The sequence below is a fragment of the Paraburkholderia caffeinilytica genome (genome assembly GCF_051027425.1).
Classification (GTDB): domain Bacteria; phylum Pseudomonadota; class Gammaproteobacteria; order Burkholderiales; family Burkholderiaceae; genus Paraburkholderia; species Paraburkholderia caffeinilytica_A.
In genome coordinates this window covers 2,070,416-2,090,973 of record NZ_CP186552.1, presented here as the reverse complement: position 1 = coordinate 2,090,973, position 20,558 = coordinate 2,070,416, and the positions used below count along the sequence as shown (strand labels likewise).

The 20,558-nt window shown below is 61.8% G+C and carries 18 protein-coding genes; 6 read left to right on the top strand and 12 right to left on the bottom strand.

Annotated elements, in window-relative coordinates; genetic code table 11:
* The first annotated feature begins 5 nt into the window (after window positions 1–5).
* Entirely contained in the window at window positions 6–1,220 is a 1,215-nt protein-coding gene (locus tag ACOSV0_RS09180; RefSeq protein WP_434110013.1) for a porin, read from the top strand.
* A gap of 87 nt (window positions 1,221–1,307) precedes the next feature.
* On the opposite strand, the gene ACOSV0_RS09175 is transcribed toward ACOSV0_RS09180, so the two are convergent.
* On the bottom strand, window positions 1,308–1,673 hold the full coding sequence (locus ACOSV0_RS09175) for a hypothetical protein (protein ID WP_434110012.1): 366 nt from the start codon (window positions 1,671–1,673) through the stop codon (window positions 1,308–1,310).
* A gap of 163 nt (window positions 1,674–1,836) precedes the next feature.
* On the bottom strand, window positions 1,837–2,613 hold the full coding sequence (gene tam / locus ACOSV0_RS09170) for a trans-aconitate 2-methyltransferase (RefSeq protein WP_434110011.1): 777 nt from the start codon (window positions 2,611–2,613) through the stop codon (window positions 1,837–1,839).
* A 167-nt stretch (window positions 2,614–2,780) separates the two neighbouring features.
* Here tam and ACOSV0_RS09165 point away from each other — a divergent pair, with 167 nt between their 5' ends.
* Entirely contained in the window at window positions 2,781–3,677 is an 897-nt protein-coding gene (locus ACOSV0_RS09165) for a LysR substrate-binding domain-containing protein (protein WP_434110010.1), read from the top strand.
* Window positions 3,678–3,815: 138 nt separating this feature from the next.
* On the opposite strand, the gene ACOSV0_RS09160 is transcribed toward ACOSV0_RS09165, so the two are convergent.
* The 3 genes from ACOSV0_RS09160 to ACOSV0_RS09150 all read right to left on the bottom strand — a co-directional run bounded on the left by ACOSV0_RS09160 (window position 3,816) and on the right by ACOSV0_RS09150 (window position 7,328).
* Window positions 3,816–4,463 (bottom strand): GntR family transcriptional regulator, encoded by a 648-nt coding sequence (locus tag ACOSV0_RS09160; RefSeq protein WP_434110009.1) that lies wholly within the window; start codon window positions 4,461–4,463, stop codon window positions 3,816–3,818.
* Window positions 4,464–4,568: 105 nt separating this feature from the next.
* Window positions 4,569–5,927 (bottom strand): aspartate aminotransferase family protein, encoded by a 1,359-nt coding sequence (locus ACOSV0_RS09155; RefSeq protein ID WP_434110008.1) that lies wholly within the window; start codon window positions 5,925–5,927, stop codon window positions 4,569–4,571.
* Between the two features lie 51 nt (window positions 5,928–5,978).
* Window positions 5,979–7,328, bottom strand: a complete 1,350-nt coding sequence (locus ACOSV0_RS09150; protein WP_434110006.1) for a glutamine synthetase family protein — start codon at window positions 7,326–7,328, stop codon at window positions 5,979–5,981.
* Window positions 7,329–7,661: 333 nt separating this feature from the next.
* On the opposite strand from ACOSV0_RS09150, the gene ACOSV0_RS09145 reads away from it, so the two are divergent.
* Entirely contained in the window at window positions 7,662–8,285 is a 624-nt protein-coding gene (locus ACOSV0_RS09145) for a glutathione S-transferase family protein (RefSeq protein WP_434110004.1), read from the top strand.
* Window positions 8,236–8,829: a hypothetical protein gene (locus tag ACOSV0_RS09140; RefSeq protein ID WP_434110387.1), complete on the top strand. Its 594-nt coding sequence runs from the start codon at window positions 8,236–8,238 to the stop codon at window positions 8,827–8,829. Before ACOSV0_RS09145 ends, ACOSV0_RS09140 begins: the two co-directional genes overlap by 50 nt.
* Before the next feature lie 18 nt (window positions 8,830–8,847).
* Here the strand turns inward: ACOSV0_RS09140 and ACOSV0_RS09135 are convergent, their stop codons facing one another.
* Together ACOSV0_RS09135 and fabV are read right to left on the bottom strand one after the other, a co-directional pair.
* Entirely contained in the window at window positions 8,848–9,426 is a 579-nt protein-coding gene (locus tag ACOSV0_RS09135; protein WP_434110003.1) for a hypothetical protein, read from the bottom strand.
* A 95-nt stretch (window positions 9,427–9,521) separates the two neighbouring features.
* Window positions 9,522–10,718, bottom strand: a complete 1,197-nt coding sequence (gene fabV, locus ACOSV0_RS09130) for an enoyl-ACP reductase FabV (protein ID WP_434110001.1) — start codon at window positions 10,716–10,718, stop codon at window positions 9,522–9,524.
* A 1,225-nt stretch (window positions 10,719–11,943) separates the two neighbouring features.
* Between fabV and ACOSV0_RS09125 the strand changes: the two genes are divergently transcribed.
* Window positions 11,944–14,457, top strand: coding sequence for a penicillin-binding protein 1A (locus tag ACOSV0_RS09125; RefSeq protein WP_434110000.1), 2,514 nt, complete (start codon window positions 11,944–11,946; stop codon window positions 14,455–14,457).
* Between the two features lie 52 nt (window positions 14,458–14,509).
* On the opposite strand, the gene ACOSV0_RS09120 is transcribed toward ACOSV0_RS09125, so the two are convergent.
* Window positions 14,510–15,865, bottom strand: a complete 1,356-nt coding sequence (locus ACOSV0_RS09120) for an MFS transporter (protein WP_434109998.1) — start codon at window positions 15,863–15,865, stop codon at window positions 14,510–14,512.
* A 146-nt stretch (window positions 15,866–16,011) separates the two neighbouring features.
* On the bottom strand, window positions 16,012–17,130 hold the full coding sequence (locus ACOSV0_RS09115; RefSeq protein ID WP_434109997.1) for a porin: 1,119 nt from the start codon (window positions 17,128–17,130) through the stop codon (window positions 16,012–16,014).
* A 399-nt stretch (window positions 17,131–17,529) separates the two neighbouring features.
* On the opposite strand from ACOSV0_RS09115, the gene ACOSV0_RS09110 reads away from it, so the two are divergent.
* Window positions 17,530–17,901, top strand: a complete 372-nt coding sequence (locus tag ACOSV0_RS09110) for a hypothetical protein (protein WP_434110224.1) — start codon at window positions 17,530–17,532, stop codon at window positions 17,899–17,901.
* Here the strand turns inward: ACOSV0_RS09110 and ACOSV0_RS09105 are convergent.
* The 3 genes from ACOSV0_RS09105 to ACOSV0_RS09095 form a co-directional block, all read right to left on the bottom strand.
* Window positions 17,898–19,040: a hypothetical protein gene (locus ACOSV0_RS09105; protein ID WP_434109996.1), complete on the bottom strand. Its 1,143-nt coding sequence runs from the start codon at window positions 19,038–19,040 to the stop codon at window positions 17,898–17,900. The genes ACOSV0_RS09110 and ACOSV0_RS09105 overlap by 4 nt on opposite strands.
* Window positions 19,041–19,214: 174 nt before the next feature.
* A complete protein-coding gene (locus ACOSV0_RS09100) occupies window positions 19,215–19,640 on the bottom strand; it encodes a cupin domain-containing protein (RefSeq protein WP_434110223.1) in 426 nt (141 codons plus the stop codon).
* Between the two features lie 130 nt (window positions 19,641–19,770).
* The gene (locus ACOSV0_RS09095) at window positions 19,771–20,208 is read right to left on the bottom strand and encodes a carboxymuconolactone decarboxylase family protein (RefSeq protein WP_434109995.1); all 438 of its coding nucleotides are present in this window, start codon (window positions 20,206–20,208) and stop codon (window positions 19,771–19,773) included.
* Window positions 20,209–20,558 lie beyond the last annotated feature (350 nt).

The window sequence follows — 20,558 nt, the reverse complement described above, 5'->3', positions numbered from 1 at the left end:
AAAATATGGCAGACACATTCGTCAAGCGCTCAGCGCTTGCGCTGGCCGCGTGCGGCCTCGCGATGGGCGCACATGCGCAATCTTCGGTAACGCTCTATGGCACGGTCGACGCCGGCGTCGTCTACACGACCAACCAGCAGACAACGCTCGCCGATGGCAGCACCAACGGTCACGCGAATTATCAGTTGGCGGGCGGCAATCTGGTGCCTTCGCGTTGGGGCTTGATGGGCACGGAGGATATCGGTGGCGGCACCACGGTCAACTTCACGTTGGAGAACAGCTTTCTGATCGGCAACGGTGCGATGTTGCAATCGAATACGCTGTTCAATCGCAACGCATGGGTCGGGTTGAACAACGGCACATACGGCGCGCTGACGTTCGGTCGTCAATACGATCCGTTCTCCGACTACATGGGTGCGTATGCCTCGAGCAATAACTGGGCGACGCTGTACGGCTCGCATTTCGGCGACGTCGACAACCTCAACGAAGCGTTCAACTTCAACAACTCGATCAAATACATCAGCCCGAGCTTCGGCGGGTTGACCGTTGGCGGGTTGTTCAGCCTGGGTGGCGTGGCGGGGAATTTTTCGCAGAACAAGGGTTGGGCATTGGCGGCGAATTACGCACAGGGCCCGTTGTCGTTGAGCGCGGGGTATCTCGAGTTGAACCAGCCGTTGCAGGCGGCCTTAGGCGGCACTACCGGGTATATCGGCGATTTCAGTTGCGCGAATGCCGACGCGTCGTATTGTCTGCTGCAGCAGGCGAGCAAGGTGAGGATTTTCGGAGCAGGGGGCTCGTATGCGTTCGGCAAGGCGAGCGTGGCGCTCACCTATACGCATACGCGTCTGTCGCAGAGCCAATATTTCGCAAGTGCGGCGAACCCTGCCGGGGCCGATATTTCATTCGATATTGCCGAGTTGAACACGACCTATATGCTCGCGCCGGATTTGCAACTCGGTCTGGCGTATATCTTCAACGACGCCAAACCGAGCAGCGGCGCCTCGACACGCGTGCACCAGATCAACCTCGGCGCGGTGTATAGCCTGTCGAAGCGGACGGCGGTCTATGCGGTGGCGATTGGACAGAAATCTTCGGGTGCGGGACTGGGGATCAATCCGTCGACGGGGCAGACGGAGAATCTGGCGCAGATTCCGAATATCGTTAACTCGGATACGGATAAACAACTCTCCGTGATCGTCGGCGTGCGGCACAATTTTTAATCCGCCTGCGCGGCGCTGGCAAACGGTAAGCAGATCAACGCAGCCGACGCCGCATGGCGGATCGCTCAACGTGCCGCGCGGGACAAACTAATCCGCCAAGCGCTTGTCCGCCAGCGCGCTCTGGCAATCCGCCAGCACCTGTTTTACCAGCCGCGCCTGAGGGTCGAGTTCGTCGGTATCGAGAATCTCCTCGACGGCGTCCCGCGCCCAGTCGGCCTCGACAAAACTCGCATGCCGACGCGCGATCTCCAGTGCGGTTGCCGACAACCTGGCGATACTCAACCAGTCTGCTTCGCGCGAGCGCAGGTCGAGCCACTTATGGGCGGCCTGCACCTGAAACGCCGCGTCGGGCCAGTCCTCATTGAGGTAAAAAGCGCCAAGCGACCCGCAGGTGAGCCAGCACAACAGCTCCAAACGGTCACGTGGACTCAGATGATGGCGTACATCACTCATGGCGACGCTCGCTGCTGTAATTTGCGTTCCGGTGGGGGCGGCTTGCCGTCCCCGCTTACGTTACACAATATCACGCAGAATTCACGAGCGGCAATGCCTGACTGACCCTGGCGACTCCGGCACCACAAACGCCGCGCGTCAGCCCGCAGGCGGGCTGACGCCGCTAGCGCGTAGCGACGATAAACAGTCGCGGAAACGGCAGTAGCACGGTGCCGTCGGCCAGCGCCGGATAAGCTCGCGCGATCGCTTCCCGGTAGCGCGCGAGGAAAACGCCTTCCTCGCTGTCGTCGAGCTCGGCCAGAAACGGTCTGAGCGCGCTGCCCTTGAACCATTCGACCACCGCGTCCGCGCCGCCGGCCAGCGGGTGATGGTAGACGGTGCGCCACACGTCGACCCGCGCGCACAGCGGTTTGAGCAATGCGTAGTACCAGTCGGCGCCGTAGCGCATGGTGCGTTCGACGCCCCGCAGCTTGTTCGCCCAGGGGCCGTCCGCCGCGATTTCGCGCAGCAGACGGTGCGCCGGTTCGTCGAGGTTGTCCGGCATTTGCACGGCCAGGCTGCCGCCCGGCGCAAGTTTTTTCACCAGCGACGGAAACAGCTGTTCGTGATTCGGTACCCACTGCAGCACGGCATTGGCGAGAATCAGGTCGTAGGGGCCGGGAGCCTCCCACGTTTCGATGTCGCTCACCTCGAACTGGAATTGCGGCAGGCGCTTCCTGGCCGCCGCGATCATGTCGGCGGAGCTGTCCATACCGCTGACCGCCGCGCCGGGCAGGCGGGCCGCCAGTGCTTCGGTGGAATTACCGGGGCCGCAGCCGATGTCCACCGCCACGCGCACGTCCGTTTCCGGGACCGCCGCCAGCAGATCCCGGACCGGACGCGTGCGCTCGTTTTCGAACAACACGTACTGTTTTGCCTGCCAATTCGTCGATGAAGTCATCTCGCGCTCCTTTGTCCTGTTTTGTTCCGATTTGTCCCGACTGCCGGACCGTTTTTGCCGACATCCGCGCCCAGTGTGTGGCGTCGAATCGATCCAATCCGCTTATTCTGTGCGGCGCCGAAGGTGGAGTAAAATGAATTTATCATTCCGATTCCTTCATTTTTCTAATGAAAATCGACACGCTCGGCGTACAGGCGTTTGTTGCGATTGCAGACCGGGGCAGCTTTCAGGGCGCGGCGGATTCTCTGCACGTCACGCAAACGGCCATTACGCAGCGTCTGCGCAAGCTCGAAGCGTATCTCGGCGTTACGCTGATCGAGCGGACTACCCGTTCCATGGCGCTGACGGAAATCGGGCGCAGTTTTCTGCCGCAGGCGCGCCGTTTGTTGGGCGAGCTTGCCGACGCGCTGGTGGAGATTCGCGAGACGGGTGTGGCTCGTCGCGGCGATGTGTCGATCGCCTGCGTGCCGACGGTGGGCGTGCAGTATCTGCCGCGCATTCTGCAGGCGTATGCCGCGCGTTATCCGCATAACCGCATCAAGATTCTCGATCACGCGTCGTCCGCGGTGGAGGAGGCCGTGTTGCGCCGGGAGGTGGAGTTCGGCATCAATATCGCCGGCGAACATCATCCGGATCTTGCCAGCGTGCCGTTGACGAAAGACCGCTACGTGCTGATTTGCCATGAAGATCATCCGCTGGCGAAACGGCGGCGCATCGCCTGGCAGCAGTTGCAATCGTATCCGCTGATTTTTGCCGGCGAGGTCAGCGGCAATCGCGCGTTGCTCGATGTCGCATTGGCAAAGAACGAACTGGCGCTGCGCTCGTTCTATGAAGTGCAGCGCAGTTCGACTGCTGTGGGGCTGGTCGCTCAGGGTGTGGGCGCGGCCGTCGTGCCGGCACTCGCGGTTCAGAAGGGCGCGTATCCGGCGGTGCGCATGGTCGAGCTTACGCATCCGGTGGTTTCGCGCACGCTCGTGCTCGTGGCGCGTAAGACCGCCCAGTTGTCGCCGGCGGCGCAGGCGCTCTACGACATGATTCTTGAGCAGGCGACGTTGAAAGCGTGATGTTGGCGCCAAAGCGCGGGATCTGAATTTCAGCGCCTGAAAACCCGAAGCCCGAAGCCAAAACCAAAACCCTAAGTCTGAAATCCTAAGCCTGAATCTCCAGGCGCAAAACCCGCAGCCTGAGTCCCACCTCAACGCCTATAGACACTGCGCGCGCAAACAGCTCGCCGCATGACTCAGATCCTGTTCGATCGCGCGCCGCACCCCAGCCGCGTCACGCGCCTTCGCGGCGTTCAGCAAGTCATCGTGGGCGTCGTTGAGCGTAGCGGCGAACTGCGCGTCGCCAAACAACAGATTCGAAATTGGCCCGACCTGCAGCCAGACCGTTTCGATCAATTCGAGCAGAAGCGGCGAGCCGGCCGCGCGATACAGAATCAGATGGAACGCCTCGTTGGCATCGAGATAGCCCTTGGCGTCGGCGGTTCGCAAAGCCTGCACCATCTGTGCATTCAGTTTTTCCAGCATATCCAGATCGTGCGTGCCCAGATGCGGCACGCCCAATTCGGCAGCCTGGCCTTCGAGAATCAGGCGCACGCGCAGCACATCGTCGAATTGTTCTTTCGACAGACGTGGCACCGTCACGCCGCAATTGGGCACGTTCACCAGCGCCGATTCGGCCGCAAGGCGCTGCAAGGCGGAGCGCACCGGCATTTCGCCCACGCCGAGCTCGGCGGCGACGTGACGGATCTTGATGCGCTCGCCCGGCACGAAGCGTCCGATCGTCAGCCATTGCCGCAGCGTTTCGTAAGTCTGGTCCTGCAGCGTGTGATGGCGCGAAGTTTTCATAGAGCCCGGTACGAGAGCCGAAAAAAGACCGCAAAAAGGCCGGAAAAAAGGCCGACAGTTTAGCGCTAGCCTCACTCGATCAACCTCGATCTGAAAACGCTCAGATCAGGTCAGTTCGGCAAGACAGGCGTCGAACGTAGAAACCAGTCTGTCGACGTCGGCCGCCGACGTGTCGGGGCACACCAGGATCATGTTGTGAAACGGCGTGATCAGCACGCCGCGATTGAGCAGATACAGGTGCACGATATGTTCCAGTTCCGGGTCGAGCTGGCGGCCCGCTTCGTCACCGTTGCGCGGCGGCGTCGGCGCGAACTGGAATTCGGTGCGGGCGCCGATGCGCGTCACGCACCACGCGAGACCATGACGCGCAATCGCACTTTTCAGGCCGGTTTCGATCCGCTCGGCGAGCGCGAACATATGATCGTAGGCGGCATCGGTCATGACCTCGGCGAGGGTCGCGCGAATCGCGCTCATCGCCAGCATGTTCGCCGTGAGGGTGGTGCCGATGCCGGAATGGCCGGGCGGTGCGCTGCGCTTGGCGTGCTGCGCGCGGGCCGCCAGCTCGGTGCTGAAACCATACACCGCGCACGGAAAGCCGCCGCCCACCGGTTTGCCGAGGATGAACAGGTCGGGTTCGAGGCCGTACGCTTTCGTGTAACCGCCCGGCCCGCAACTGATGGTGTGGGTTTCGTCGATCGCGAGCAGCGTGCCGTAGCGGCGCATGAGCGCTTGCGCTTGCCGCCAGTAGTCCGCCTCGGGCAGCACCATGCCGATGTTGGTCATCGCGGGTTCGGCCAGCACGCAGGCCACGTCGCCGTCTTTCAGCGCGTTTTCCAGCGCGGCCAGGTCGTTGAATTCGATCACGCGCGTGGTATCGAGCAGGTCGTGCACTTGGCCGATCAGGCTGTCGCGTTGTTGCGGCTTGCCGTCGACGAGATCGACGAACACGTCGTCCACGGTACCGTGATAGCAGCCGTTGAAGATCACAATCTGTTTGCGTCCGGTCGCTGCGCGCGCCCAGCGCAACGCAAAACGGTTGGCATCGCTCGCCGTCATCGCGAACTGCCAGTAGGGCAGCCCGAAACGGCGCGCGAGTTCTTCGCCGACCCATGCGGCGTCCTCGCCCGGCAGCATGGTCGTCAAGCCGCGCTCAGCCTGGGCAGCCAACGCGCGGGCCACGGGGGCAGGCGAGTGGCCGAACATCGCACCCGTGTCGCCGAGGCAGAAGTCCGCGTAGCGATGACCGTCCACGTCGGTAAACGAAGCGCCGCGTGCCTCTTCAACATAGAGCGAGAAGGGCGTCGACCAGTCGTTCATCCAGTGCAGCGGCACGCCGAACAGCAGGTGGCGCGCGGCGCGTTCGGACAGCGCGCGCGATGCCGGCATGGCTTCCGCAAACGCGCGCCGTTCTCGTTCGACGAGCGCTTGCGCGCGCGCCCAGTTGATGCCGTGGCGGGTATTCAAATCCTGCTTCTCCAATGACGTTTCCAGAATGTTTCCAGCGGCCGCCAGCGCTCAGACGAGCAGTTGTAGATGCTCCCGCTCCCACGCGGTAATGCCTTGCGAGAAGGTCTCGAACTCCGTTTCCTTGACCGCGCAATAGGCCTGCACGAACTTGTCGCCGAGCACGTCTGCGAGTTCGGTGCACTTCAGGAGCGCCTTGAGCGCATCTTCGAGACCGCGCGGCAATTCGTATTCGAGGTCGTAGGCGCTTTCGATCATCGGCGCCGACGCCTCCTGCTGCTCCACCATGCCGAGATAGCCACAGGCGAGGGTAGCCGCCATCGCCAGATACGGATTGACATCGACGCCCGGCACGCGGTTTTCGAGCCGCCGTCCGTCGGGCCCGGAATTCGGCACGCGGATGCCGCAGGTGCGGTTGTCGTAACCCCAGCGCACGTTGATCGGCGCGGCGGTGAAGCGCGACAGACGCCGGTAGGAATTCACGTAGGGCGCGAACATGGGCATGGCTTGCGGCATGTACTTCTGCAAACCGCCGATATAGTTGAAAAACAGCGGGCTCGCCGTTCCGTCGGGCAGTGAAAAGATGTTCGCGCCGGTTTTGCTGTCGACGATGCTCTGGTGAATATGCATCGCGCTGCCGGGCTCGTGCTCCATCGGCTTCGCCATGAAAGTCGCGAAAATGCCATGACGGAAGGCGGTTTCGCGCACCGCGCGTTTGAACAGGAACACGCGGTCGGCGAGATCGAGCGCATCGCCGTGCGAAAAATTGATCTCCATTTGCCCCGCGCCGACTTCATGCACGAGCGTTTCGACGCCGAGATGCGTGGTCTCGCAGAAGCGCGACAGATCCTGGAAGAACGGATCGAATTCGTTGACGGCGTCGATCGAAAACGACTGGCGGCCGGCTTCGCTGCGCCCCGCGCGGCCTTGCGGCGGACGCAGCGGTTCGTGCGGATTCTGGTTCTGCGCGATCAGGTAAAACTCCATCTCCGGCGCGACCACAGGGCGCCAGCCTTTGTCCTCATAGAGCTTCAGCACACGCCGCAACACCGCGCGTGGCGAAATGCCGATCGGCTTGCCGTCCAGTCCGACACAATCGTGAATCACCACCGCGACCTGTTCGATCGCCCACGGTACGAGCCGTATCGTATCCGGATCGGGGATGCAGACCATGTCGGGATCGCTCGGCCCGACAAAGCGCTCGAAATTCGCGAACTCGCCGTTGACGGTAATCATCAGCAGCGCGTTCGACATGTGCATCTTGCCTTCCGAGAGAAACAGGTTCTTCGGCACGATCTTGCCGCGCGCCACGCCCGTCATGTCCGGTATCACGCATTCCACCTCATGAATACGGTGATGTTCCAGGAATTCGCGGAGGTCGGCGCGTAGGTCGCTTTGCAAGGTTGACTCCAGTCGGTTGATGAAGACGGCGCGAAGCGCGGCTGCAAACCTGGCGCGACGAACCATCTGTTCGGGAAAGCTGGACGTTTTGCATCATGAGATTTGATCAAATCATCGCATGGATTTTTCTTTTTGGGAAATTTGATCAAATATCGCCGGATGATCGGAGGAACCCGAGAATCGGCCACGACCGACCCTCGGCCGTGACGCCGGCTGGCCCCGTGCGCGACCTGCAAAGTGTCTATGTCCGTTTTATCGCGCTATCGATACGCTACGATTCGAGCCGGATTCCCGGCGTTTATCCATAGCGACCGAACGGACGGACACGATTCCATGCTGCAAATACTAGGCAAAGCTTCATCCATCAACGTGCGCAAAGTACTGTGGGCATGCGCCGAACTCGGCCTGCCGTTCGAGCGGGAGGATTGGGGTTCCGGATTCAGGGCGACCGACGTGCCCGAATTCGTCGCGTTGAATCCTAACGCGATGGTCCCCGTCATCCGGGACGGCGAGTTCGTGCTGTGGGAATCGAACTCGATCATCCGTTACCTGGCCGGCCGCTATGCCGGTGAGTGGCTCTACCCGGGCGATCCTTGCGAACGCGCCAGGTGCGATCAATGGATCGACTGGCAGGCAAGCGAGCTGAACCGGGCGTGGAGCTACGCGTTTCTTGCGCTGGTCCGGCGCTCGCCGGCTCATCAGGATCGTCAGCAGATCGACCTGTCGTGCGCGAACTGGGCGAGGCATATTGCAATCGTCGACAGGCAACTGGAGACGACCGGCGCCTTCATCGCCGGCGCATCGTTCTCGCTTGCGGACATTCCGATTGCGCTTTCGATCAACCGCTGGCTTGAGACGCCGTTGCAGCACGCCGATTTTCCGGCGCTGACGGCTTACATGGCGCGCCTTGCCTTGCGTCCCGCGTATCTGGAGTACTGCCGCAACGGTACGCCGTGAGCAGATCATTCGTGCGGCATCTGTCGTCACGCTATCAGGTCATGGCGGCGGCTCCGGCATCACGGGGCCGATCCGCACCCGACGCTTACAAAAAAGCCTGCGCAGTACTTACAAAAAACCAGCTATCGAGTGCTTCTGCGCACCGCGATCCGACTCGCCTACAATGGCCGCTTTTGCGACACGGATTGAAGGTTCGAAGATGCGGGTATCGAAATTTGCACTGGCTTTACTGACGGCCTGTTTTACGCTCAACGCAAGCGCCGAAATGACGGCCTCGCAATACAAACTCTGGGCCCATACCGACAATAACTCGGTCTACGCGGCTTACATCACCGGTACGATCAACGCGCTGGGGTGGGCGAACGGGGATCTGGTATCGAAGAAGCGTCCGCCGTTGTTCTGCCCGCCGCAGAACCTGGCTATCGGCAATCAGAATGTCTATCCGCTGCTGGATCAGTTTTTCACCAACCATCCGGGACTTTCAGACGACTTTCCGATCGGGCTCGCCATTCTGCGCTCGCTTCAGGCGGCGTTTCCCTGCTGATACGCAGGATGAGTCCGGCTACGACGCCATCCGGAACGCGTCCACTGCCCACACTTCGTTCGCGAGAATATGCGGCTGCGAGCGGGCAAGCCACTCCGCCAGCGGTGTAAGACTGATTCCCGGCGCGACCGAACCGCCGAACGCTTCGGAAACGAACGGCGCATCATCCTCCGGGCGGCGGACGATCTGAACGATATGAGTGATGCCGCGTGGCCGGGGATGGTTGATGGCCCATGCGGGATCGCCCATTTTCAAGCCGATGGTTGCGCAGCGCGGCAGGGTGTGGGCCGTGACCTCGGCCCCCTGGAGAAGGAATCCTGTGCGGTGCTCGATCTCGTGAACGATCCGATCGGACCACACGTGCAACGCGTCCATGTCGCGAGCGGCAAACACCATGCGGGAGGCTCCCCCGCGGGAAGCCGCCTCGTTTTCCGCATGCATTGCCTGCGTGAGAAGCAGGGCAGTCCATCCCGAGCAATCGATGACCGGCGGGTTCGCGGACAGCCCCTCGGATTTGACGCCGCGCTGGTATCCCACGCGACCTGTGTAGCGCTGCGCGAGCCGCCACATCGCTGCTTCGCCCGCCTCGAACGTCATCGCGTGGAAGCCCTCGTGTTGTTCGCTCAGGACGAGCTGCCAATCACACTGAAAACACAGGCTTTGCGGGGCCGTCGGAACCCCGCAAGCAAACATCACATCTGCACGAGCCCGGGAATCTGCACGTCCGGATTGACGTCGGCGTCATAGTCCACGCCGGCGATCTCGAATCCGAACAGACGCAGGAAGTCGGTCTTGTAGCCGCTGAAATCGGTGAGCTCGTAAATATTGTCGTTGGTCACCTGAGTCCAGAGTTCCTGAACGCGGGCTTGCACTTCGGGATCGAGTTCCTTGTAGTCCGCGCGCAGACGGCCTTCTTCATCGATGTGCGGCGTCGTGCCGTACATGCTGTCCTTGTAGAGCCCGTAGACCTGCTCGATACAGCCTTCGTGCGTGCCTTTCGCCTTCATCACCTTGAAGAGCAGCGACAGGTACAGCGGCATCATCGGAATCGCGGAGCTCGCCTGCGTGACGACCGCCTTGAGCACCGAGACGCGTGCATCGCCGCCTTTGGCCGCGAGTTTTTCGCGGATCCCGAGCACCTTCTCGTCGAGATCTTTCTTGGCCGCGCCGATCGAGCCGTTCCAGTAGATGTCGTGCGTGATCTTTTCGCCGAGATAGGTGAACGCGGTGGTCTTCGCGCCATCCGCGAGCACGTTGGCTTCGAGGAGGGCGTCGATCCACATCTGCCAGTCTTCGCCGCCCATCACCGCGACGGTGCTGTCGATTTCGGCTTGCGTGGCGGGTTCGAGGACGGTTTCCTTGATGACTTCCTTGTCGGTGTCGATGCCGCGCAGGTTGACGGCCTTGCCGACCGGCTTCAGGGTCGAGGTGAACACTTCGCCGGTTTTCGGATGCGTGCGCTTGGGCGCGGCGAGACTGTAGACGACCAGGTCGACCTGACCGAGATCGCGCTTGATGACTTCGATGGTGCGTTGCTTGACTTCATCGGAGAAGGCATCGCCGTTGATGCTGGTTGCGTACAGGCCTTGTTCCGTGGCGAATTTCTCGAAGGCGGCGGTGTTGTACCAGCCTGCGGTGCCGGCCTTGGTTTCGCTGCCGGCGCGCTCGAAGAATACGCCGAGCGTGGCGGCGTCCGAGCCGAACGCGGCGCTGATGCGGGCGGCGAGGCCGTAGCCCGTGGAGGCGCCGATCACGAGCACTTTTTTCGGGCCATTGGCGATGGGACCGCGTGCCTTGACGTATTCGATCTGTTCTTTGACGTTGGCTTCGCAGCCAACCGGATGGGTCGATACACAGATGAAGCCACGCACGCGCGGTTTGATGATCATGAAGCACCTCTTGTCAGAATTGCCGACATTATAGTGGGGGTTTGGGTTTGGGTTTTTTGTGCGCCTGCGGGGGTGGGCTTTCCTGTTTGCCTGCACGGCGTTTCTTGTTGGTTGTCTGTGGTGGTGGACTTTTTTTGATCTTTTGCCTGCGCGGCGCTTGTTTGTCTGTTCGCCTGCGGCGTTGGGCTTTCCTTGATCTGGATTCTTTGGGCTTTCCTTGAATTCTTATTGGTTTATTAGCGTCGCCCCTGTGCGGGGCAGGCACCTACTTTTCTTTGCCTGCTGCAAAGAAAAGTAGGCAAAAGAAAGCAGCTCACCCCGCTAACTCTTAAGCGGGTCCCCCGCGCAGCCACGGTAGTGGTGCATCTGGAATCCGTGTTCCCGCACATTCGGCGTGAGTGACAAAGGGCTCATCCGCTCCCACTTCGCACTGCGTGCGTCGCGGATGGGTCCGCATGGGAAACCGGAGGCTTCGTTCGTGCGCGGAGGCCGTTGGCTTTGCCTCGGCGCGGACGAGTCTGCCCAGGAAGCCAATGGTTTCGTTTGAGGTCCGTGGGGGCCGTCGGCTTTGCCTCGGCGAAGTGCTGAAAACTATGTCTGTTTCGGGAGGTGCTACCTAGCGCCTCCAGCGACCGACAAGTCGCGACAGCCCATGCAGATGTGAGTTCGCACGTCGAATGAAGCGCCGGCACATGGCGGCAACGCTGGAGATGCAACGGCGAGCCACGGCGTCGAGTGAAGCACGCGCACAAACCGCGCAGATGGTTCTCTGAAATACGCGTCGGCGCGCACAGCGCCGCCGGAAGAATGACGGCCTTGTCACCTGGGCGGAGTGTGCGAAAACACGGATTCCAGATGCACCACTACCGTGGCTGTGCGGGGGACCCGCTTATAAGCTGGCGGTTTGAGCTGCTTTCTTTTGCCTACTTTTCTTTGCAGCAGGCAAAGAAAAGTAGGTGCCTGCCCCGCACAGGGGCGACGCTAATAAACCAATAAGAAAACAAGGAAAGGCCAAAGACCAAAGACCAAAGAATCCAGATCAACGAAAGCCCAACGCCTCAGGCGAACAGACAAACAAGCGCCGCGCAGGCAACCCAATCAAACAAATCCCAATGCCATAGGCAACCAACAACAAACGCCACGCAGGCACCCCAAACCAAAACCAGCTGCCCAAGCGCCCCATCTTGATACGATGCTGCCTTCGTCAAGCAGAACGGTAACCCGAGTGAAGCGCCTGATCCCCCAATTCCTACAGACCCTTGAAAAAGGGCTAACCCTGGCAAACCAGCCCATCGCCCGGGCCTTCTGGCACCTCCGCCATCCCACGCCGCGCGGCGTGGCAAAGGCCTGTGCGGCGATCCCGGTGCTGCTGGTCCTGTATGTGCTGGTCCTGATTCCGTTCACACCCAGCATCGGCGACATCCGCAAGGCGAAAATCGAGCAGCCGGCGCAGATTCTCTCGGCGGACGGCAAACTGCTGGCCGAATTCAAACCCTCGAACCGCGAGTGGGTGAAACTCCAGGATATCTCGCCAAACGTGGTGAACGCGCTGATCGCCACGGAAGATCACCGCTTCTATCAGCATTTCGGGCTCGACTGGCGCCGTACGGCATCGGCCGCGCTGCACACGTTTTCCGGCGACCGGCAGGGTGGTTCGACCATCACCCAGCAACTCGCCCGCAATCTCTATCCGGACGAGATCGGCCGCGCCCCCACGCTGACCCGCAAGATCAAGGAGGCGATCACCGCCTTCAAGATCGAGGCGCTCTACACCAAGGACGAGATCCTCGAGACCTACCTCAACACGGTGCCGTTCCTCTACAACGCCTATGGCATCGAGATGGCGGCGCGCACTTATTTCGACAAATCGGCCGGCGACCTGAACGTGCTGGAAAGCGCGACGCTCACCGGCATGCTCAAAGGCAATAGCTACTACAACCCGGTGCTCAACCCGGAACGCGCGCTGCAGCGGCGCAACACGGTACTGGCGCAAATGGTCAAGTACGGCAAGCTCACGCCCGCGGCCTACGCGACGCTCGCGCGCCGTCCCCTGCGCATCGATTTCGAGCGGCAGACCGAGCCGCCCGGACCCGCGCCGCACTTCGCGCAGCAACTGCGCAAGTGGCTCGCGGCATGGGCCGATCGCAACGACTACAACATCTATTCCGACGGACTGGTGGTGCGCACCACGATCGATTCGCGCCTGCAGACCATGGCCACCCAGGCCGTGACCTTGCAGGGCAACCAGTTGCAGGGCATCGCCAATTCGGCGTGGGGCACGCGTGCGGGCTGTGCGAGCGGCCGGGACCTGTTGCAGACTTTCCTGCGCGAAACGCCCGACTATCGCGCCGCGAAAGACGCCGGCCTGACGGACGACGACGCGATGAAGCGCGTCTCGTCCGACCGCGATCTGGTGAAGACCGTGTGCGAGTCCAAAACCCGGGTGCAGGCGGACTTCCTCGCGATGGATCCACGCAACGGCCAGATCAAGGCCTGGGTCGGCAGCCGCGACTTCAGCCAGGATCCGTTCGACCACGTTCAGCAGGCACGCCGCCAGCCGGGGTCGACCTTCAAGCCGTTCGTCTATGCCGCGGCCTTCGAAAATGGCGCCAAACCCAGCGACACGTTTATCGACAAACCCGTCGAAATTCCGCTGGCCGGCGGAGAAATCTGGCGTCCGGGCGACGAGGACGAACCGAGCGAGCGCGCCATCAGCCTGCGCGACGGCCTCGCCTATTCCCGCAACCGGATCACCGCCCAGTTGATGGAACAGGTCGGTCCGAACAAGGTCGCGCGGCTGGCGCGCGCCATGGGCGTGCGCGACAGCGAACTCGATCCGGTGCCGTCGCTCGCGCTCGGCACGAGCCCGGTGACACTGAAGGAAATGGTCTCGGCCTACGGCACGATCGCGAACCTTGGCGGCTACGTGGAACCGGTGATGGTCACGCGTATCGAAGACCGCAACGGCGAGGTGCTGGCCGACTTCGCGCCAGTGTCACCCAAGCAGGAATTGCCGGCCGACGCCGCTCGCACGCTCGTCGATGTGATGCGCGACGTGGTGAGCCGGGGCACCGGTTCGAGCATTCGCAGCCGCTTCGGCGTGCGTGGCGACGTCGCGGGCAAGACGGGCACGACGCAGGGCAACGCCGACGGCTGGTTCATCCTGATCTCGCCGCAGCTAGTCGCCGGGGCGTGGGTCGGTTTCAACGACAGCCGCGTGACCTTGCGCAGCGACTATTGGGGGCAGGGGGCGCACAGTGCGTTGCCGATCGTCGGCGACTTTTTCCAGCGCGCGCAAAGGTCGAAACTGGTCGACAGCCGAGTCAGGTTCGCGACCGAGCAGGAGCCGGGATGGTTTGCCGAACGCTCGGACAGATTGCGCCAGTGGTTCCAGCATCTGTTCGCAACGCCGCCCGCGAAAACCTCGGCGCCGGTTGTGTCGCGCAATACGCCGCGTCATGCGCCTGCTGTTGCCGCTGCACCGGCGTCCACTGCATCGGTAGCCGCGGCGTCCACCGCCGCCGCCGATGTCGAACCGCGTGCGCTGCCGCCGCTTCTTCAGGCGCCGGCATCCGCGCCCGCGCCTGCAAACAGGGCCGTCGACGGTGAAGTGCACGGCAGCGGCGAGCCGGCCCTGGCGCCTACGCCCACACCAGACGATGTGTTACCGCCGGACGCGGGCGGCGGCGCGGCGAACCCATTCTCGACTACGCCGGCCAGCGCGAGCGCATCGCCCTGAGGGGCAAACGTGCTGCGCCGCGTGGTTCGGTCCGCGCGGCGTTGTCATTTCGCTAGGACCTCGCCACCTCCGTGTTGCCCGTCGCGCCCGGGTCCGGCGGAAGACTGCACGACGCCTCGAGCGCCGTGTCGTGACGCAGCAGAAGCACGGCCGCCACGCCGATCAATCCCGCACCCGACAGACACAGCAGGCCAGCGCCGAAGCCGCCGGTGCTGTCCTTGATCCAGCCCATCGCGTAAGGCCCGAAGAATCCCGCGAGGTTGCCGAGGGAATTGACGGCCGCGATGCCGCCCGCCGCCGCCGCGCCCGACAGGAACGCGGCCGGCAAGGTCCAGATCACCGGCAGGCAGCCGAAGATGCCAAACCCGGCAATCGACAGCGCGATCATCTTCTGCACCGGATCGTCGAGCCCGGCCGCTGCCGCGATGCCGCCGGCCGCGACCAGCAACGCGATCGCCACGTGCCATTTGCGTTCGAGCTTGCGGTCCGAATGGCGCCCCCAGTAAATCATGCTGATCACGCCGACGATGTAAGGCAGCGACGTCACGAAACCGGTTTGCAGATTGGTGAGACCGAAGGACTTGACGATCTGCGGCAGGAAGAAACTCAGGCCATAGTTGGTTGCGTTCGCACCGAAGTAGATGAGCGCAACGGCCAGGACTCGCGGATTGAACAGCGCTTCCTTCACGCTGAAAGTGCGCACGGCCTCGCGATGCTCACGTTCCTGAGCCTGGCGGGCGACCAGCCAGGCGCGTTCGTCATTGGCAAGCCAGGTGGCGTCCGCCGGCTTGTCGGTCAGATAGAACAGCACGCAGAACGAGAGCACCAGCGCGGGCAGCGCCTCGATCAGATAGACCCACTGCCAGCCGGCCAGTCCGCCATGGCCGTCCAGCGAGAGGAGGGCGCCGGAAATCGGGCCGCCGATCACCGTCGACAGCGGAATGGCCGCCATGAAATAGCCGACCACGCGGGCGCGATAGGCGGCGGGAAACCACAATGTGAGCAGAAAGATGATGCCGGGGAAAAATCCTGCTTCGGCCACGCCCAACAGAATCCGCAAGCCGTAAAACACGTGCGCGGGCGAGAGGCCGGTGAAGCGGGCAATGTCCGGGATATACGCCATCGCGCCGGCGAGAATCCCCCATGTGAACATGATCCGGGCGATCCAGCGCCGCGCGCCGAATTTCTCGAGCAGAAGATTGGACGGGACTTCGAAGAAAAAATACGCGATGAAGAAGATGCCCGCGCCGAAGCCGAATGCGCTCGCGGACAGCCCGAGCGCCTTGTTCATTTGCAGTGCAGCAAAGCCGACGTTGACCCGGTCGAGATAAGCTATGAAATAGCAGACGATCAGGAACGGCACGAGCCGAACCGTCACGCGCGTTATGGTGCGTGCTTCAATATCCATCGACGTCTCCTCCGGTTCAGCGTCCGGTCCGTTTGCTTGGTGTGCATACAGACTAGTCGGTGGAGCGCGATTCCGAAAGTGTTTTGCTTTCGGGAACGCTTGCCGCGAGGCGACGCCTCCGCGTCACCCAGCGGCCGCGATTCGTCCTAGAACCGATGCGTCATACCCACGGTCGCGAGAATCTGCTTGGTTCCGGGGGCGGTCACGGTTACGCCCGGCCAGCTCACCGTGGCGGAGCCGTTGTTCTTCATATAGCCCGCCCGCATGTACAGACTCGTACGCTTCGATATCGAATGGTCGGCGCCCACTTCGATGCTCGGCGTATTGTCATGCGCGCCACGCACGCTGCGCTGAACGCCGGCAATCGTGATCGTATCGGCAGGGGTTGCCTGAATCGTCGCGCCCAACTCCGCAATGCTCAGTGAATGGGCGGTGCCCAGGTGCGCGGCCAGCGAGCCAGGCGCGGCATCCTGCGCGCGGTTGTACGAATAGTTGAACTGGAAATTCACGATGCCGATCCGGTAAGCGAGCGCACCGATGAAATGCTCGGTGCCCAGCAGGCTCAGCGACGTGGGCAGGCCGGCGATGGTTTCCTGTCCCGGATGCTGGTTCACGTAAGCAAGACCCGCGTAGAAACCGTAGCCCGTGTAAGTGGCCGCGACGTTCAGCATGTTGCCGCTCGTGGCCGGCACAGGCTGGCTCACCGTGGCGGCGAACGCATACATGCCGTAGAACTTCAGGCCTTTCATATCCGGCGATTGATACATGATCGAATTGCTGGCGCGGCCGGAATCGTATTGTGTCGACAGCGTGTTCCGGTCGACTGCGAGGACGTTGGCCGAAAACGGCGACAACACTTCGTTCGCGCGAAACGGATCGGACGGATAGATGACCCGGAAACTCGGCTCGTACTGGCGTCCCATGGTCACCGAACCGTATTGGTCGTGGCTCAGACCGACCCATGCCTGACGATAGAAGAGCGCCGAGGTATCGGCGAACAAGCCGCCGTTGTTCACGTTAAAGCCCGTCTCGACGTTGAACTGTGCCTTCAGGCCGCCACCCAGGTCTTCGTTGCCTTTCAGGCCGAACAGGGAACCCGTCGAGCCGCCGCTCTTTTCCGCGTACGAGTGGACGCCGCCGTTGTCCAGATACTGGATGTTCGCATCGACGACGCCGTACAAGGTCACGCTCGACTCGGCAGCCGCGGCGGCGCCGGTGGCAAGAATCAGCGTGGCTCCGCAAACGCCATGATTGATAAAACGCATGCATGTCTCCTCTTTTTATATCCGCCTGTAGCGGACCTGATTGCACAGCCCTGTTGCGGAGCGAGTGCGGTCCGGGTTCATCGACCCCGGACCGTCGCCGCAAAATGGAATGACCGTGCTAATTTCAAGCGAACTGGCGGGATAAAGCCAGTGCATTGTTTTTATGAGGAGAGTGCGGAAATTGCATGACGGAAAACCGCGATGAAAACCCGGCTCAGGTCGACAGGATCACGCTGTGCGCCCGTCATGCCGAGGACTGACGAAGCTCCGCTTGTGTAAGGGCGGCCGGCGATTGTTCAGTCGTATGCAACAGTGTTTTCGGGTGACGAGGCTGATCTTGCGCGTCTGATTACGCATAATTTCGAGATTGGTAAAACGGTTAAGAAATGTAGGCGAATCATGTTCAACACGGTTTCAGATCACAGGCTCGATCGGGAGCGGGCATCCGTAGCACAGCAGCGTCGACGCCCGTTGTTCAGCCGCGGGCGCTCGCTCATCGCGGCGGTGAGCGCGTGCGCCAGCCTGGTGGGATGCATATCGACGACCGACGTTGCCGCCACGGACAAACCCGGTATTTACACTGTGGCGGCGAGCGCAACTGGCGGGCGGATGGCCTGGGCCCGCGCGCACGAACACGCTGTCAACGAGGCGCGCGACTATTGCGAGCGGCGCGGCATGCAGAGCAGCGTCACAACGGAAACGGTGAGCGGCGTGCAGATGATGAGCGAGCATGCATCGTCAGTGAATTTCGAATGTCATCCGAAATTCTAGGGGGACGGGGACACTGACGAAGCCGTGTCGTCGATCAGGGTGAATCCATGTTCGGGACTCCATTGACGACGACGCATCGCGTAATCGCCGGCCGCCATCGCGGTGCAGATGAAGGTGCGGCCGCCACCGCACCAGTCGATGGTCAGCGTTCGAGAAAACACCTTCAACCCGGTGGCCACACCACCGACAAATACATCGCCTTGCGGCCGCCGCAGCAAAGCAAGTGGGTCATCGAGCGCACGCAATGATTCCGGCAGCCAATGACGGCATTCGACAACCGGCGATTCAGCCGGTCCTGGCGGCAACGCCTCGTGGGCATGCCACTTTGCGATCTCTTCGATGAACGACTCCGGCAGCCAGAGGTCGCGCACGGCCGCGAAGCGCTCGGGTTTTCCATTGCCGATCAATTCGGCCAGCGGCACTACGGAGGTCTGGTCGTGCGTAAGCGGACTGACGCGCCCCTTGACGTCCGTTTCGCTGACTTCGTCAAGCTCCCAGAAACGCGACTCGCGGCAGTGATACAGCACGCGCTCCCGACGGTCGAAGACATACAGCTCCCACGCGCCCCGACTTGGCTTGGGCGACACGAAGTAGCGTCCATCGCGGGAAAAGCGTGCCGATGCGCCGCCGTGCAGCAGCACGGTGCCGTCGGGGAGCAGAAAGTCGCAGATGACCGGCCCACCCATGGCAATCTCTTCCGCACCGATCACGCGAACCGGTTCGCCTTCGGGCGTCTGGGCAGGCGTGTCACCACCCCAGGCGCTCCCGCCACGCGGGCCGTCCTGAACGGCGTGCGATGGAGGATCAGGCCGATGCCTGAGGGGCTCTGATTCGACCGTGCGCGGGCGCAGTCCGATGCGCCGCTCAAATGCCTCCAGCGCAAGCACGGAAAGCGCCCACACGCCGATGCCTGCCGGCACGCCGAGCACGAGATGGGGCACGTCGAGAGCCGTTCGGATGCCGAGTCCGAACGGCCAGCACAACCGGATGAGCGAGAACCAACCGGTTCGAAGAACGGTAAATCGACTTTGCAGCCATTCGAACAGCGCAATGGAGAGCCAGCCAACGAGGCCCCATTGCAGCGGTAACTTCGCGCACGTCCATGTCGCCAGAACGATGATGATGAGTTCGACGAGCATGTGCCATTTACTCGCGCGCGGCTGCTCAATTGAATCGTTGGTATTTTCGGCCATCGCCAGATTAATGAAAAACCGTAGCGCGACATCTTAACGTGCATGGTGGCAATGGCATGCATGCGGTCCACGCGGGGAGCGCATGGACCGCATGGACCGCATGCGTCTCACGCTACGCGTTCACTGTTTGTCGAACGTGACCAGGTTTTTATCATTTGTGTCCGCAACAAAAATAGCCAGCAGCTTCGCGGGTTCGGTATTGCTCGCGTTTTCGCTGACCATATGATGCGCGCCGGGCTTCTCGGTCCAGTATTCGCCCGCATGAAAGACGCGTTCTTCGCCACTGTCGACACGGCTGCGGATCGCACCCGACAGCACATAGCCCACCACGAAAGCCTGCCCATGACGATGCGACGGTGATTTGCCGCCAGGCGCATAGTCGACGACCAGCGCCGTCATCGTTTTGCCCGGAACGTTGGCGATTGCCTCAGTGAACGCGGGCGTAATCGTCTCGTGAGCAGCGGCTGTATCGGCGGCGAATACAGGTTGGGAAATTCCAGCGATGGAAAAACCGGCTAGCGCCACCATCGCGATAAGCTTGCGCATTTTCGTGCGCTTACGCGCCTCATTGAATCGCTCGCGGTTGGGATTCGCGTCGACGTGCATGATTTTCACGACTTCTGTCCTTCAGGTTTAATGCAGAAATGATTCTGCGGGCGGCATAGCGGCGGCGAGCTCAAACCGGCATCTTGCGAAACCCGATTGCGAAGCGGTTCCACGCGTTGATGGCGGACACCAGCAGCGTCAGGTCGACCAGTTCCTCGTCGCTGAAATGCGGGCGGACGGCTTGCCACACGGCATCGGGTACGTGGTCCCGCGACACCAGCGTGAGCGCTTCGGTCCATTCGAGCGCGGCGCGTTCACGGTCGGTGAAGAAGGGCGTTTCACGCCACGCTACGACGGTGGCCAGACGGCGCTCTGATTCGCCGCCTTTGCGGGCATCGGTGGTGTGCATGTCGACACAGAAAGCGCAGCCGTTGATCTGGGAAGCGCGCAAACGGACCAGTTCAGTCAGCGATTTTTCGAGGGCCGATTTGCCGATGCGCTCTTCAACGCCCAGCATCGCCTTGATGGCGGCAGGATTGGCTTTGTAGAAGTCGAGACGTTGTTCCATGATTCACTCCTTGATGGTTTGGACCCACTCAGTGGTTCGGTGAGTACAGATTAGGCGCTCAAGTGGCCTTATTAAATAACCAGTTTTATTTAATTTCAGGTAACCACTTTCAAGTGGCCACTTTGGGGCGATATGGCTCTACCGGTTGCAGCACGCGCCGTGTCGAATCGCGACGGTTTCATCGTCGTCTCCGGTTCAAACGCATGTTTGCCGACGAACCCGAGGACGTCGCCGATCCGTCGGGTGTGAAGGGAGTAGGGGATACCAGGGTGGTCGGCGTTGCGGCGGCAATTGCGAATGCTATGGTGTGCTTCGCGTCGGGACGGCAGTCACCGAGCCGGCCGTTCAGC